This window comes from Sphingobacterium sp. SGR-19, assembly GCF_011043555.1.
Lineage (GTDB): Bacteria > Bacteroidota > Bacteroidia > Sphingobacteriales > Sphingobacteriaceae > Sphingobacterium.
This window is the reverse complement of the sequence record NZ_JAAKGS010000002.1, coordinates 494,235-509,227: the sequence shown is the minus strand read 5'-3', so window position 1 is coordinate 509,227 and position 14,993 is coordinate 494,235. Positions and strand designations below refer to the sequence as shown.

At 42.1% G+C, this 14,993-nt stretch carries 14 protein-coding genes; 12 read left to right on the top strand and 2 right to left on the bottom strand.

All coding sequences use genetic code 11. The features are described 5' to 3' along the window. Window positions 1-492: 492 nt before the first annotated feature. The 6 genes from G5B43_RS05795 (at window position 493) to purE (ending at window position 5,469) form a co-directional block, all read left to right on the top strand. Window positions 493-1,179: a zinc metallopeptidase gene (locus tag G5B43_RS05795; protein WP_165293764.1), complete on the top strand. Its 687-nt coding sequence runs from the start codon at window positions 493-495 to the stop codon at window positions 1,177-1,179. A gap of 155 nt (window positions 1,180-1,334) precedes the next feature. Further along, on the top strand, window positions 1,335-2,678 hold the full coding sequence (gene ffh, locus G5B43_RS05790) for a signal recognition particle protein (RefSeq protein WP_165293763.1): 1,344 nt from the start codon (window positions 1,335-1,337) through the stop codon (window positions 2,676-2,678). Window positions 2,679-2,701: 23 nt separating this feature from the next. Beyond that, window positions 2,702-3,286, top strand: coding sequence for an NADH-quinone oxidoreductase subunit A (locus tag G5B43_RS05785; protein WP_165293762.1), 585 nt, complete (start codon window positions 2,702-2,704; stop codon window positions 3,284-3,286). 6 nt (window positions 3,287-3,292) lie between these two features. Continuing rightward, the gene (locus G5B43_RS05780) at window positions 3,293-3,799 is read left to right on the top strand and encodes an NADH-quinone oxidoreductase subunit B (RefSeq protein ID WP_165293761.1); all 507 of its coding nucleotides are present in this window, start codon (window positions 3,293-3,295) and stop codon (window positions 3,797-3,799) included. A 15-nt stretch (window positions 3,800-3,814) separates the two neighbouring features. Beyond that, complete coding sequence (locus G5B43_RS05775; RefSeq protein ID WP_165293760.1) at window positions 3,815-4,957, top strand: 5-(carboxyamino)imidazole ribonucleotide synthase; 1,143 nt, start codon at window positions 3,815-3,817, stop codon at window positions 4,955-4,957. Between the two features lie 2 nt (window positions 4,958-4,959). Next, window positions 4,960-5,469 carry a 5-(carboxyamino)imidazole ribonucleotide mutase gene (gene purE, locus G5B43_RS05770; protein ID WP_165293759.1) on the top strand — a complete coding sequence of 170 codons (510 nt, stop codon included), beginning with the start codon at window positions 4,960-4,962 and terminating at the stop codon, window positions 5,467-5,469. Window positions 5,470-5,483: 14 nt separating this feature from the next. On the opposite strand, the gene G5B43_RS05765 is transcribed toward purE, so the two are convergent. After that, window positions 5,484-6,074, bottom strand: coding sequence for an RNA polymerase sigma factor (locus G5B43_RS05765; protein ID WP_165293758.1), 591 nt, complete (start codon window positions 6,072-6,074; stop codon window positions 5,484-5,486). A 285-nt stretch (window positions 6,075-6,359) separates the two neighbouring features. After that, window positions 6,360-7,631 carry a serine hydroxymethyltransferase gene (gene glyA, locus G5B43_RS05760; RefSeq protein ID WP_165293757.1) on the bottom strand — a complete coding sequence of 424 codons (1,272 nt, stop codon included), beginning with the start codon at window positions 7,629-7,631 and terminating at the stop codon, window positions 6,360-6,362. Window positions 7,632-7,905: 274 nt separating this feature from the next. Between glyA and G5B43_RS05755 the strand changes: the two genes are divergently transcribed. The 6 genes from G5B43_RS05755 (at window position 7,906) to G5B43_RS05730 (ending at window position 14,989) form a co-directional block, all read left to right on the top strand. Continuing rightward, window positions 7,906-8,259, top strand: a complete 354-nt coding sequence (locus G5B43_RS05755; RefSeq protein ID WP_165293756.1) for a HesB/IscA family protein — start codon at window positions 7,906-7,908, stop codon at window positions 8,257-8,259. A 329-nt stretch (window positions 8,260-8,588) separates the two neighbouring features. Next, window positions 8,589-12,005, top strand: coding sequence for an isoleucine--tRNA ligase (ileS, locus tag G5B43_RS05750; RefSeq protein ID WP_165293755.1), 3,417 nt, complete (start codon window positions 8,589-8,591; stop codon window positions 12,003-12,005). An 8-nt stretch (window positions 12,006-12,013) separates the two neighbouring features. After that, window positions 12,014-12,394: a TraR/DksA family transcriptional regulator gene (locus tag G5B43_RS05745; protein ID WP_165293754.1), complete on the top strand. Its 381-nt coding sequence runs from the start codon at window positions 12,014-12,016 to the stop codon at window positions 12,392-12,394. A gap of 63 nt (window positions 12,395-12,457) precedes the next feature. After that, a complete protein-coding gene (locus tag G5B43_RS05740) occupies window positions 12,458-13,108 on the top strand; it encodes a lipoprotein signal peptidase (RefSeq protein WP_165293753.1) in 651 nt (216 codons plus the stop codon). A gap of 13 nt (window positions 13,109-13,121) precedes the next feature. Next, entirely contained in the window at window positions 13,122-14,078 is a 957-nt protein-coding gene (locus G5B43_RS05735) for a M20/M25/M40 family metallo-hydrolase (RefSeq protein WP_165293752.1), read from the top strand. Beyond that, window positions 14,066-14,989, top strand: a complete 924-nt coding sequence (locus tag G5B43_RS05730; RefSeq protein WP_165293751.1) for an SDR family oxidoreductase — start codon at window positions 14,066-14,068, stop codon at window positions 14,987-14,989. The genes G5B43_RS05735 and G5B43_RS05730 overlap by 13 nt, the downstream gene beginning before the upstream one ends. Window positions 14,990-14,993: the final 4 nt, after the last annotated feature.

Below are 14,993 nucleotides of genomic sequence, written 5' to 3'. Positions count from 1 at the left end.
GTATCCCTCGCGAGTGGATGAACAGCACAAACGTAAACACAGCGATCAAACAAAATGAAATTTTGATCTGATTTGATCTAAATTGATAGGATTTGACAAAAATTAACCCTAACGAAACTACTGTACCTGTCTATCAACTCTTCTCGAGACGATCGAACAGCACAAACATAAATCTTCCTCCAAATCTCTTTGTCCGAAATGGCCGGAAAAGGCCGAAATGGTAGTAAATGTCCGGTTATGACCACCTCAGTCCTCGAAACAAACACACCGCTAGGTGTCCTTCCGAAAGCCGTAGGTTGCGGTCTGTGTCACCTTAATTAATCGCTAACGCTTGCATATACACCAAGCAATATTGACAGCTTAATATCAAATTTTATATTTTAAACTGACAAAATGAATCGTTTTTCTTATCTTCAAGCCAAATCATAACGAATGGAATATGGTTTGTAGAAGAAAGTAAAACAACAAAAGATTTAAAAAGAAATAACGACTATGTATTGGATTATATTTATTGGGATTGCGGTTATCAGTTGGATTGTGCAATCCAGGTTTAAGAACAAGTTTAAAAAATATTCAGAGTTTCCTTTGAGTTCAGGGCTTTCAGGAGCTGAAATCGCGCAAAAAATGCTCCATGAAAATGGAATCTACGACGTGAAGGTTCTTGTGGCTGATGGAGGTGGCTTGTCCGATCATTACAATCCGGCGAATAAAACCGTCAACTTAAGTAACGAAGTATACTATGGTCGTAGTGTTGCTGCCGCTGCCGTTGCCGCGCACGAAAGTGGTCACGCCGTACAACACGCAACGGCTTATTCTTGGTTACAGTTCCGTTCGGCAATGGTGCCTGTCGTGAGCATAGCCTCCCGATTAACTTCTTGGGTGTTGATAGGTGGTGTTTTGTTAATGGCCTTTAGCGGGAATCCTTGGGTATTAGCGGTTGGTGTAGGAGCACTATTCCTGACCACACTTTTCGCTTTTGTGACCCTACCAGTGGAGTTTGACGCATCGGGCAGAGCGCTGAAATGGTTGGAAACAGCTAATATTACACACAGCCGAGACGAGCATGACGGTGCGAAAGATGCATTGAAATGGGCCGCGATGACCTACGTCGTAGCCGCGTTATCAGCACTAGTAACATTGCTATACTATGCCTTTATCCTTTTCGGTAGAAGAGATTAACTCTAGAGGGCATACAAACATATATAATAAAGAAATGCGACTGACTCTGTCGCATTTTTTTATTGTTTAAATGGATTCCCCGTTGAATGATGAAATAAAATTCGACACTATTTTGTAACTTTGGCACTTAGCACATTTAAGACGAGAAATAAAACATGTTTCAGAATTTACAGGATAAACTGGATAGAGCCTTTAAAGTATTAAAAGGGCAAGGAAGTATCACTGAAATAAACGTCGCGGAGACGATGAAAGAAATTCGCAAGGCACTGTTAGATGCCGATGTGAATTATAAAACAGCCAAAACATTTACCGACGAGGTTAAGCAAAAAGCATTAGGGCAGAATGTACTTACCAGTATTTCGCCGGGGCAATTGCTAACTAAAATCATGAACGATGAACTGACTTCCCTTATGGGCGGGACAGTTACCGATCTGGATATAACACACAACCCTACGATTATATTGATAGCGGGTTTGAACGGTGCAGGTAAAACCACCTTCTCCGGCAAGCTGGCCAACTATCTCCGTGATAAAAAAGGAAAGAAACCTCTATTAGTAGCAGGAGATGTTTATCGTCCAGCTGCAATAGACCAATTACAGGTACTAGGCGAGCAAGTGAATGTGCCCGTGTATGTCAATCGCGAATCAACTGACCCCATCGCCATTGCTATGGAAGGGGTAGCAGAAGCCAAACGCAACGGAAATAATATGGTCATTATTGATACTGCCGGGCGGCTAGCTATTGACGAAGCTTTAATGACCGAAATCACAGCGGTGAAAGAGGCAACGCAACCGCATGAAATCCTATTTGTTGTGGACGCCATGACAGGTCAGGATGCTGTCAATACGGCTAAAGCATTTAATGACCGTTTGGACTTCACGGGTGTTGTACTTACGAAGTTAGACGGTGACACTCGTGGTGGTGCAGCATTGTCCATTAAATCTGTCGTCAATAAACCCATTAAGTTTATTGGTACTGGAGAGAAAATGGAAGCATTGGATGTGTTCCACCCCGACCGTATGGCATCCCGTATCCTAGGAATGGGGGACGTGGTTTCCTTGGTAGAACGTGCCCAACAGCAGTTTGATGAGAAAGAAGCAGCGGAGCTACAAAAGAAAATCCGCAAAAATAAATTCGATTTCAACGACTTTAAGTCCCAGATTCAGCAGATTAAGAAAATGGGAAACATGAAAGACTTGATGGGGATGATTCCCGGCGTCGGCAAAGCCATTAAAGATGTGGAAATAGAGGACGATGCGTTCAAACCGATTGAAGCGATTATCGACTCCATGACACCTTTTGAAAGAGAAAATCCAGATGCCATCGATACAAAACGCCGCATGCGGATAGCAAAAGGTTCCGGGACCGATATCAACGAGGTAAACAAACTTATGAAACAATTTGCAGATATGCGCAAGGTCATGAAGCAAATGTCCAATCCGGCTATGGCCGCTAAGATGATGCGTAATATGCCGAAAATGCCTGGAAAACCTTTTTAAATAATATTTTGTAATTTTGCCCTATGGATGACCCCGCGCAGCTCTCGGAATATGGAAAGATACTATTGATAGCAATAGTAGGTATCCTATTGGTGTGCGTAACCATTTTATTAGCAAAAATATTATCGCCGAAGAAACCGACCCCCGAAAAACTAAGCACGTATGAATGCGGTGAGGAAACCACAGGCAATGCTTGGGTGCAGATAAATCCACGATTTTATGTGATTGCTTTGGTTTTCCTGCTATTTGACGTGGAATTGATCTTCGTATTTCCGTGGGCAACAGTTTTCGGGAGTAGAGAATTGGTCGCGGCCGATGGGCGTTGGGGATGGTTTACTTTAGTGGAAATGGGCATGTTTTTGGGTATTCTGGTAGTCGGATTAGTCTATGTATGGAAGCGAGGCGATATTTCGTGGATTAAACCTGCACACGTACGACCGCGCGTTTCTGTCGGTATTCCGGCTACGGCCTATGAGCAATTGAACAATAAAAAATACCAAGTCCTTGACTATAAAGAAACTGTGTCGTCGGAAACCGTCGATACCGATACAAAAGTGGCTCGCAGCGGAGGATTAGGGTTTCGACCAAAGTTCAAGAAGTCAAACTGATTAAACATGGATGCAGCACAGAACCAAGCACAAAGTGGAGGAGTAGTCATTGCCAAAATGGACGATTTGCTAAATTGGGCAAGGTTATCGTCTATGTGGCCAGTTAGTTTCGGAATCGCTTGTTGTGCCATAGAGATGATGGGTGCAATGGCCTCGACATATGACTTGGATCGTTTGGGCGTATTTCCACGCCCGTCTCCTAGACAATCCGATGTCATGATCATTGCAGGCACGGTGACCTTTAAGATGGCAGACAGGATAAAAAAACTCTACGAACAGATGCCTGAACCCAAATATGTCATATCGATGGGTTCTTGCTCAAATTGCGGTGGCCCATATTGGCAACATGGCTATCACGTCGTGAAAGGTGTCGATAGGATTATTCCTGTAGATGTATATGTACAAGGATGCCCACCTAGACCGGAAGCATTAATAGGCGCATTTTTAGAACTTCAAAAGAAAATAGAAACAGAGAATATATTACAAGATCAATATTTTTCTGAACAAGCTTAATATTTTAAAAACACTATGGCAAAAGATTTTTATGGCGAGTTGCAATTAGGTATTCTTGGCGGTGGCCAGTTGGGTCGTATGCTTATACAAGAAGCCATCAATTACAACGTCAACGTGCATATATTAGACCCCGATAAAAATGCACCCTGCCGTAAATTATGTAACCGTTTTGAATGCGGTTCGTTAGGTGACTTTGAAACCGTCTACAACTTCGGTAAAGATTTAGATATGATCACCATCGAAATCGAAAAAGTAAATGTAGATGCCTTGGAAAAACTCGAAGACGAAGGTGTTGTGGTTTATCCGCAATCCCGGATCATTCGGTTAATTCAAGACAAAGGCCTTCAAAAACAATTTTTTAAACAAAACGATATTCCGACAGCAGCATTCCAACTAATCTCTAATAAAGAAAATTTATATGAAACGGCTATCCCCTTACCGTATATACAGAAACTCCGTAAGGACGGCTATGATGGTAAAGGGGTAAAGAAAATCAATAGTACTTCCGAAATAGAACAGGCTTTTGAAGAACCCTCGCTGGTCGAAGAGCTGGTAGATTTCGAAAAAGAGATAGCGGTGATCGTCGCCAGAAATGACAGAGGTGATATAACCACTTTTCCTCTGGTAGAGATGGAGTTTAATCCCGACGCCAATTTGGTTGAATTTCTGATTTCCCCATCGACATTGCCTTTTGAAATTCAAACGCAAGCTGATGAGATCGCGAAGAAAATAGCCGAGGACCTACAGATTGTCGGTCTTTTAGCCGTAGAAATGTTCCTCACAAAAGAAGGAGAAATTTTAGTAAATGAACTTGCTCCTCGCCCCCACAATAGCGGGCATCATACCATCGAGGGCAATATGACATCACAATTTGCGCAACATTTGCGTGCTATTTTCAATTTACCGTTGGGCGCTACGACGGCGAGGACGAATGCAGTAATGATAAATCTGTTGGGTGAACCACGTTATGAGGGTCTTGCTAAATATGAAGGTGTAGAGGAAGTACTTGCTGTTGAAGGTGTGTTTGTCCATTTATATGGAAAAAAATATACGAAACCGTTTCGTAAGATGGGGCACGTATGTATCGTAAATGATGACCGCGAATTAGCTATAAAAAACGCACGTTGGGTACAAGAAACATTAAAGGTAAAAGCTTAAAAATGAATCAAGAAAATAGAACGAAAGTAGGTATCATCATGGGAAGTAAATCGGACCTCCCTGTGATGCAGGATGCTATCGAGGTTTTAAAAAAATTAGGAGTGGCTTTCGAAGTTTCTATCGTTTCCGCTCATCGTACTCCCGAACGAATGTATGATTATGCGAAATCAGCTGCAACGCGCGGGTTGAAAGTTATAATCGCAGGAGCTGGCGGTGCCGCTCATCTACCGGGAATGGTTGCTTCTATTACCCACCTACCCGTAATCGGTGTTCCCGTAAAGTCCTCGAACTCTATTGATGGCTGGGATTCGGTGCTTTCTATATTACAAATGCCGAATGGGATCCCCGTAGCCACTGTGGCGTTGAATGCTGCAAAGAATGCCGGAATTTTAGCAGCACAGATTTTAGCCACTTCTTCGGAAGATTTAGCAGCAGCCGTTTTGGCTTTTAAGGCAGACCTCAAAGCGAAAGTAGAAGAAACTGCAGAAGAAGTGGAGAACATGAAATTCTAGTTCTCCCCTCCTATTTATCCCATATTCAATAGCATATTGTGCTCCTCAATCATTTTTCGCAGATTGTTTAGCGCATAGCGCATACGACCAAGTGCCGTATTGATACTTACATCGGTTATTTCCGCAATTTCTTTAAAGCTCATATCACAAAAATGGCGCATGATCAGAACCTCCTTTTGATCATCGGGTAACTTTTGAATAATCTTCCGCAAATCTACATCACGTTGATTAGTCATCAATTTCGATTCCGCGTTATCATCGGCAAATTCCAGCACACCAAAAATATCGTAGCCTTCACTACTCACCACCGTTGGGCTTCGTTTTTCTTTTCGAAAATGGTCAATCACCATATTTTGCGCAATACGCACGACCCACGGCAAAAACTTACCTTCTTCGTTATAACGCCCGGATTTTAGTGTTTTGATAACCTTTATAAAGGTTTCTTGAAAGATATCTTCTGCGAGATATTCGTCTTTCACTTGTAGGTAGATGGATGTATATATTTTTGACTTATATCTATTCAGTAGCACCTCTATCCCCGATTCATCCCCCGCGACATAAGCCTGAATCAACTCAAGGTCACTTTTTTCTTTTAACGTTTTCATAGTAAATCCCTAGATTTATGTTTGAATTTATTTTAAAGAGTAAAGTGTTTTATAGGCGTCCTTTCGTTTGTATAACCATACATCAAAGCAAGTGAAAAATAACGAAGATTCAAATTAAACAATTATTTTTTAACATTTATTCACACATCTTTCACTTTTTGTGATAGAACAAATAAATACTTGAAATAGTTTACTTTATTTACCTTTTTTATTCCCCATATCCAAAAAAAAAGGCAGGCAATTTTTGCCCACCTTTCCCATAATCGAATATTATTTATTAAGCTATTACTTATATAACGGAAATTGCGCCATCAAGGCCTTCACTTTACCGTGAATCGCGTCCAGAGCGCTTTCATTAGAACGATTTGCCAACGCTTCATCAATCAATTCACCGATTTGGATGATTTCGCCCTCTTTGATACCTCGCGTGGTAACGGCTGCTGTCCCGAAACGTACGCCCGATGTAACGAATGGCGAACGTGTATCAAACGGAACCATGTTTTTATTTGTCGTGATGCCGGCTTTACCGAGTACCGCTTCCGCTTCTTTACCCGAAATATCCTTGTTACGCAAATCGACCAGCATCAAATGGTTGTCGGTACCTCCAGAAATGATCTTGTAATCGCGATCAACAAAGAACTGAGCCAATGTCTGTGCATTTTTACGCACTTGCTTAGCATATTCCAAGTATTCATCGCTTAACGCCTCTCCGTACGCAATAGCTTTCGCTGCAATCGTATGTTCCAAAGGTCCTCCCTGTGTACCTGGGAACACAGCCAAATCCAATAACTGGGTTATCGTGCGGATTTCTCCTTTCGGTGTTTTAATACCCCATGGATTCTCAAAATCCTGACCAACCATGATCATACCACCACGAGGGCCACGCAATGTTTTGTGTGTTGTTGTGGTTACGATATGACAATGTGGAAGTGGATCATTCAATAAACCTTTTGCTATCAATCCCGCCGGATGTGAAATATCGGCTAATACAAGCGCCCCGATTTCATCGGCTACTTTACGGATACGAGCGTAATCCCAATCGCGCGAATACGCCGAAGCACCACATATGATCATTTTAGGTTTTTCGCGCAATGCGGTTTCTTCTAACTGTTCATAGTCGATAAGACCCGTATCTTCTTTTACTCCATAAAATAACGGTTGATAAATTTTACCAGAAAGATTCGCAGGCGAACCATGCGTCAAGTGTCCACCATGAGATAGGTCAAGTCCTAAAATTTTATCACCAGGCTGAATCGTCGCCAAGAAAACAGCTGCGTTTGCCTGCGCTCCAGAGTGCGGCTGTACGTTCACCCACGTTGCGCCAAACAATTTTTTTGCACGGTCGATAGCAATTGCTTCAATCTCGTCAACCACTTCACACCCTCCGTAGTAACGCTTTCCGGGCAAGCCTTCTGCATATTTGTTCGTTAAAACCGAACCCGCGGCTTCCATCACTTGTTTACTTACAAAGTTCTCTGAAGCGATCAATTCGATACCTTCTTCTTGACGCTTTAGCTCATCGGCTATTAGGTTAAAAATGACCTGATCTCTTTCCATCGTGTTATTTTTAAGGAGTATGATAAAAAACTTCTATATTTTGGCGCAAACCTAAATAAAATCGTGATTATATGCAATTTAATTCTACAGCATATAATCATGAATTTTTCATTTCGCTCTCCTCTGCCTTAAAAATAGACATTTCAGAGGAAATATACGATAAATCCATAAAAGATTTAGGAATGTTTTATTATTGTCAAAAATAGCCCGCTCCCAAAAGCTTCTCTAAAAGAAAGATGTAAATTTGTGGCAATAAACATATAAACAACGCGTAATGAGTACAGAAACTACAACGAACACCGCCCCTGTAACCTTAACCGAAGGAGCGGTAGCGGAATTGAAAAAGTTGATCGACCAACAGGAAATCGGCGCAGATTTCGGTTTGCGTGTTGGTGTTGAAGGCGGAGGCTGTTCAGGTATGAGCTATATACTCGGTTTTGATCAAAAGAAAGACGGCGACAACGAATATACAATAGCGGGCATTCGTGTTTTTATGAACAAGGCGCACGGACTCTATTTGGCCGGCATGGAAATAGATTTCAAAAGTGGCCTGGATGCGCGAGGTTTTACTTTTAACAATCCGAATGCGACAAGCACTTGCGGTTGCGGAAGTTCGTTTTCGGCATAGTGTCTGAACTAGGATATTCATTTGTGTTTGTTCTCAATCGTATTCATGAGCTCGCTACGCTCGGTTCATATGATTAAATGATAGACATGATTTAATGCACGATCCCTTCCTTAGCCTCCAATGCCACATATAAAATTTTGAAATTGTAGAAATATGATAGATGCACTACCACTCTTTCAAAATTTTAAAGTGGTGAGTTTTTTTGTTTCCTTTTTTTGCGGAAAAAAAAGGAAAAGCCAGTCGCGGCTTGAGCGACACAAAACTTCACTACTATTTTCCATTTAAAATCACTAAATTAGCGACCTTTAAAAAAACAATCGCAATTTCGGATGTACAAGGAATATAAGCAGTTAAACTTGCCTGAAATAGGTAGAGAAATACTAAAACGGTGGGAATCGAACAATATCTTTGAAAAAAGTATATCCAATCGTCCCGCCAATAAACCATATACTTTTTACGAAGGTCCCCCGTCTGCTAACGGTATGCCGGGTATCCACCATGTTATGGCGCGTTCCATCAAGGATATTTTCTGTCGCTATAAAACGTTAAAAGGCTTCCAGGTAAAGCGTAAGGGGGGATGGGATACACACGGATTGCCTATTGAACTTGCCGTTGAAAAAACACTAGGCATTACAAAAGAAGATATCGGCAAAAAAATCAGTGTCGAAGCTTATAATGACGCTTGTCGGAAAGAGGTAATGAAATATACGGATGTATGGAATGACCTTACCCAAAAAATGGGTTATTGGGTTGATCTCAGTAATCCGTATATCACCTACCAGAACGAATATATAGAAACCTTATGGTATCTATTGAAAGAGCTCTACAAGAAAGGTCTTTTATACAAAGGTTATACCATACAACCTTACTCCCCTGCTGCCGGAACTGGTTTGAGTTCGCATGAGCTGAACCAGCCGGGAACATACAAAGATGTCAAAGACACTACGATTGTTGCGGAATTCCGCATAGATAAAACACAGGTACACCCGCTTATAACCACCTTGGTGGACTCTGAGGAAGAAGACGTTGCTTTTATTGCATGGACGACCACCCCCTGGACATTACCAGGTAACTCGGCATTGGTCGTCGGTAAAAACATTGACTATGTCAAGGTAAAAACCTTTAATCAATATACAGGCCTTCCGGTGTCCGTTATTTTAGCGAAAAACCTGATCGGAAAACATTTTAAAGCCGAGGGGCAACAAGCGTCTTTCCAGGACTATAAAGTGGGAGATAAAATCGTACCTTGGGAAATCGCTGCTGAATTTAAAGGGGAAGCATTAGTAGGTTTGCGTTACCATCAACTCCTACCCTATGTCACCAACGAAGAATTGTTGGAAAAAGCCTTTCGTGTAATTCCAGGAGATTTCGTAACCACCGAAGACGGTACGGGTATCGTACACGCATCACCAACTTACGGTGCAGATGACTTTAGAGTCTGTAAGGAGCATGGTATTCCGGCTATTTTGGTACGCGATGAAAACGGGAAGGACGTCCCTACCGTAGACCGTACCGGACGTTTCGTCAACGAAATAACCGACTTTGCAGGTCGTTTTGTAAAAGAAGAATATTATTCGGCAGAAGAGCGCGCGGAAAAAGACTTTAAACCTACAGACGTCTTAATTGCTATTAAATTAAAAGAGGAAAATAAAGCCTTTGACGTCAAGAAATACGAACACTCCTATCCCCATTGCTGGCGTACAGACAAACCGGTATTGTATTATCCGCTAGATAGTTGGTTTATCCGCACAACAGCTGTTAAAGACAAGTTGGTAGCATTAAACCAAACCATTAACTGGAAGCCAGAAGCAACAGGTTCGGGCCGTTTTGGAAACTGGCTGGAAAACCTCGTGGATTGGAACCTTTCCCGTTCCCGTTATTGGGGGACACCGCTTCCGATATGGCGTTCAGCGGACGAGAATGAAGAAATATGTGTGGGTTCCTTGCCAGAGTTAAAGACACGTTTAGAACAAGCAATACAGTCAGACGTTTTGAATGCGGAAGAGAAAGCCGTGAACCAATCTTATCTGGATAAATTTGGAACCGATACGCTCGATCTGCATCGCCCGTATGTAGACGATATCGTCCTGGTTTCTGACAATGGGCAAAGGATGTTCCGCGAACCCGATTTAATAGACGTATGGTTTGACTCGGGAGCAATGCCGTACGCGCAATGGGGAATTGACCATGATAAGTTAGCCCGCGGAGGAGAACATCCTTTCAAAGACGGATACGAGGATGCCTTTCCGGCGGATTTCATTGCAGAGGGTGTAGACCAAACCCGTGGTTGGTTTTTTACCCTTCATGCGATTTCCACGATGATCCGCGGATCGGTGGCATTTAAAAATGTCGTTTCAAACGGTTTGGTATTAGATAAAAACGGCAACAAGATGTCCAAGCGTTTGGGCAACGCCGTTGATCCGTTTGTCACTATTGATAAATACAGTGCTGACGCAACCCGTTGGTATATGATCAGCAATGCGGCACCGTGGGACAACCTTAAATTTAACGAAGAGGGACTGGATGAGGTTCGTCGTAAATTCTTCGGCACCTTGTATAATACCTACGCTTTCTTCGCGCTATATGCCAATATTGATAATTTCAACTATAGCGAGCCGGATATTGCCATAGAAAAGCGTCCGGAAATTGATCGTTGGATTATCTCGTTATTGAACAGCTTAACCAAAGAAGTAGACGGATACTATGCGGACTTTGAACCTACTAAAGCCGCGCGTGCTATCCAGAATTTTGTTGACGAGCATCTGAGCAACTGGTATGTGCGTTTATGCCGCCGTCGTTTTTGGAAAGGGGATTATACCGAAGATAAAATTTCGGCATATCAGACATTATACACCTGTCTGGACACAGTTGCAAAGCTGATGTCACCTATTTCGCCTTTCTTCTCCGATCGGTTGTATCTCGATTTAAATGCGGTCTCTAAAAAAGAACCATACGAATCGGTACACTTGGCAGATTTCCCTGCTTATCATGCGGATCTGGTGGATAAAGACCTAGAGGAACGCATGGCGTTGGCACAAGACATCTCATCACTGACATTGTCCTTGCGGAAGAAAACAGGTATTAATGTTCGTCAACCACTAAACAAAATTTTAGTTCCGGTATTAGACAATGCTTTCCAAGAAAAAGTAGAAAAAGTCAAAGAACTTATTTTATCGGAAACAAATATTAAGGAGATATCCTTCATTACGGATACGGCGGGAATCATCAAAAAGAAAATAAAACCAAACTTTAAGGTTCTAGGCGCTAAAGTAGGAAAGGATATGAAAACGGTGGCTGCGGCCATCCAGTCCTTGAACGATGAACAAATTAGCTTACTAGAACACGAGGGATCGTTAAAGCTAGAAGGCACCCTCTATACAATTCAACCAGAAGACGTAGACATTATCGCAGAAGATGTTGCCGGATGGCAGGTTGCCAATCTGGGGAAATTAACCGTTGCGTTGGACATTAATATTACCCCTGAACTGAAAAAAGAAGGGATGTCCAGAGAACTGGTTAACCGTATACAGAATCTCCGCAAAGAGAAGGGTTTTGAGGTCACGGATAGAATTAAAGTGACAATAACTCAAAATACTGAAATACAAGAAGCTGTAGAGAATAATTTATCGTATATTTGCACCGAAATTCTGGCAAACTCTATTGATTTTAATGCAGGACCGTTGGAATCAGGAGATACTATCGAGATCGATGGCACGGAGTTAAGAGTAATTGTTGATAAAAATTAATTAGGAGAATGAGTACAGAAAAAACACGCTACAGTGATGCTGAACTTCAAGAATTCAAAGAGATTATTCTTGAAAAGCTTCGTATCGCAAAAGAAGAGCTTGCAGCTTTGACGTCTTCGCTGAGCAGTAGCAACGCCAATGGAACGGACGATACCGCGGGGACATATAAAACGTTAGAAGATGGTTCAGCGACGCTGGAAAAGGAGCAAACAAACCAGCTTGCTGCTCGTCAGAAAAAATTTATTGACAATTTGGAAGCTGCATTGGTACGTATTGAAAACAAAACGTACGGCATCTGCCGTGAAACCGGAAAGTTAATCCAAAAAGAGCGTTTAAAAGCCGTACCGCACACCACATTGAGCATTGAGGCGAAAAATAAACAATATTAACAATTGAGATAGCATGGAGATGTTCAAAATATTATATTTAAGCATCTCCATTTTTTTGTACTTATGAAAGGCTATAACCGACCACTCTTACTGATTGCTATTATCCTGTTTATCGATCAAGCATCCAAATTCTGGGTAAAACTCAATATGACCATCGGACAGGATTTTAATATCATTGGCAACAAGTTTCTCATCCACTTTATTGAGAATAACGGGATGGCTTACGGTATGGAATTTGGCGGAGAGTTCGGGAAGCTTTTCCTGACCTTGTTTCGAATCGTCGCGGTGATAGGCATCGGGTACGGTTTGCATTATATGGTTAAAAACAAATACCACCGGGGCTTTATCCTCAATGTCGCGTTGATATTTGCCGGTGCGTTGGGCAACATAATCGATTCCACTTTTTACGGCGTTATATTCAGCGAAAGTACGTTCTACGAAAAAGCTGTCCTATTTCCCGACGGCGGAGGATACTCCTCTTTATTTCACGGAAAAGTCGTAGATATGCTTTATTTCCCCTTAATCGAGGGTAATTTCCCCGATTGGTTCCCTATTTGGGGGGGAGAGCATTTCCTGTTTTTCCGACCTGTATTCAATATCGCTGACTCCGCCATCTCTGTTGGTGTATTCCTTATTCTCATTTTTCAGAAACGTTATTTCAAAGAGGAACACGTAGAAAAAGAAAGCGTGAACAGCGAAGTTTTAGAAGATTAAGTATCTTTGGGGCATGAAAAATAAAGCCCCATTTTCTTTTTATATAATAGCGCTACATTTTCTATTATTTATTCCCTTTCAATCTGTTTTAGCACAGATCAACCAAGAAAACCTAAAAAAACACATCTATTATTTAGCTGACGACAACATGAAAGGCCGCGGTACCGGTTCCAAGCAGGTCAAAAAAGCAGCAAAATATATCGAAAAGCATTTCAAACAATATGGACTAGAGCCAAAAGGAGAAAAAGGCTACCGTCAAACTTTCGAAGCAAGAGTACGTCGTGCCGTCGTGAACGACAGTATCCGCCAAGCAGACAACGTAATCGGTTACCTTGACAACGGTGCCCGATACACTATCGTTATCGGCGCACATTATGATCACTTAGGAGACGGACGTCAGGGAGGCTCGAAGGATTCGCTCGGCGTGGGCAAAATACATAACGGTGCGGATGACAACGCCTCAGGTGTTGCCGGTTTATTGGAGCTTGCCCGTCATTACAGCAGCAATGAGATAAAGGAACCCTTCGATTTATTATTTATCGCGTTTGGAGCGGAAGAACTTGGATTGGTAGGCTCCCGGTATTTTACTGAGAACCCTACGATTCCATTGGAAAACATCCATTGGATGTTGAATATGGATATGATTGGCCGATACAATGCCAATAATGGCCTTGCCGTTATTGGCTATGGAACCAGTTCGAAATTCCCGGTTATTTTTGACAGCATAACAAGCGATATCAAGTTTAACCTCAGCCGCGATGGAAATGGTGGATCCGATCAAACGTCCTTTTATAAAAAAAATATTCCCGTCTTGTTTTTTCATACCGGGGGGCATGAGGACTACCATAAACCGGGAGATGATCCGGAAAAAATTGACTACAACGCATTAGAATCTATCTTAAAACTGGAAGTTGATGTTATCGACAATTCCATGAAACAGGATAAAATGGATTTTCAATGGACAAACTAAAACAAACGATTCTTATTACGGGTGCAAACGGGTTTCTCGGACAGAAACTCATGGAGAAACTTGTCAACATGCAACACTACCGTGTCATAGCGACTTCTAAAAGTGAAAACCGAAATTTTATCCGCGAAGGCTATACTTACCGTTCTTGTAACTTTACCGATAGCGCTGCTCTCCGATCGCTATTGGAAGAAGTCCACCCCGATCATATCATCCATACCGCAGCGATGAGCAGTGTGGAGGCTTGCGAGAACGACCCTGCATTATGCGAAAAGGTCAATATAGAAGCCGTTTATCAACTAGGGAAATATTGCGCGCAATATGATAAGCACCTTGTCCATCTATCGACCGATTTCGTATTTGATGGGAAAGAAGGACCCTATAAGGAGGATCATAAGACAAATCCCTGTAACGCATATGGAAAAAGCAAAGCGGCCTCCGAAACTCGTTTATTATCCACCACTTGTCGTACCGCTATCCTAAGGACTATTTTAGTGTACGGTGTAAATGGGGATCCGAAACGTTCCAATCTGGTATTATGGGCGAAAGCACAATTAGAAAATAACAACCGCATCAATGTCGTAAGCGACCAATGGCGCATGCCTACTTTTGTAAACGATTTAGCGAATGCCTGTATCCTTGCCATAGAAAAAGAAGCAACTGGAGTATACCACATCTCTGGCGAAGAAATGATGTCCGTACTAGATGCCGTCTACTATATTGCAGATTTTTGGCAGTTGGATAGGTCGCTTATTAATCCCATCCGCGCCGTGGATATCGGACAGGAAAACAATCGTCCAAGAAAAACCGGTTTCATCCTCGACAAGGCAAAAACGGATTTAGGATATGCTCCTACTCCGTTTATAGAATCATTAAGGGAAATAGAACAGCAGTTCAGTTTTTATAACAAATAGACAA

Coding starts and splice junctions, on each gene's coding strand:
- G5B43_RS05795 (WP_165293764.1), top strand. CDS start 493: ATGTATTGGATTATATTTATTGGGATTGCGGTTATCAGTTGGATTGTG.
- G5B43_RS05765 (WP_165293758.1), bottom strand. CDS start 6,074: ATGAAAACGTTAAAAGAAAAAAGTGACCTTGAGTTGATTCAGGCTTAT.
- glyA (WP_165293757.1), bottom strand. CDS start 7,631: ATGGAAAGAGATCAGGTCATTTTTAACCTAATAGCCGATGAGCTAAAG.
- G5B43_RS05785 (WP_165293762.1), top strand. CDS start 2,702: ATGGATGACCCCGCGCAGCTCTCGGAATATGGAAAGATACTATTGATA.
- G5B43_RS05755 (WP_165293756.1), top strand. CDS start 7,906: ATGAGTACAGAAACTACAACGAACACCGCCCCTGTAACCTTAACCGAA.
- G5B43_RS05730 (WP_165293751.1), top strand. CDS start 14,066: ATGGACAAACTAAAACAAACGATTCTTATTACGGGTGCAAACGGGTTT.
- G5B43_RS05775 (WP_165293760.1), top strand. CDS start 3,815: ATGGCAAAAGATTTTTATGGCGAGTTGCAATTAGGTATTCTTGGCGGT.
- G5B43_RS05740 (WP_165293753.1), top strand. CDS start 12,458: ATGAAAGGCTATAACCGACCACTCTTACTGATTGCTATTATCCTGTTT.
- ileS (WP_165293755.1), top strand. CDS start 8,589: ATGTACAAGGAATATAAGCAGTTAAACTTGCCTGAAATAGGTAGAGAA.
- G5B43_RS05735 (WP_165293752.1), top strand. CDS start 13,122: ATGAAAAATAAAGCCCCATTTTCTTTTTATATAATAGCGCTACATTTT.
- ffh (WP_165293763.1), top strand. CDS start 1,335: ATGTTTCAGAATTTACAGGATAAACTGGATAGAGCCTTTAAAGTATTA.
- purE (WP_165293759.1), top strand. CDS start 4,960: ATGAATCAAGAAAATAGAACGAAAGTAGGTATCATCATGGGAAGTAAA.
- G5B43_RS05780 (WP_165293761.1), top strand. CDS start 3,293: ATGGATGCAGCACAGAACCAAGCACAAAGTGGAGGAGTAGTCATTGCC.
- G5B43_RS05745 (WP_165293754.1), top strand. CDS start 12,014: ATGAGTACAGAAAAAACACGCTACAGTGATGCTGAACTTCAAGAATTC.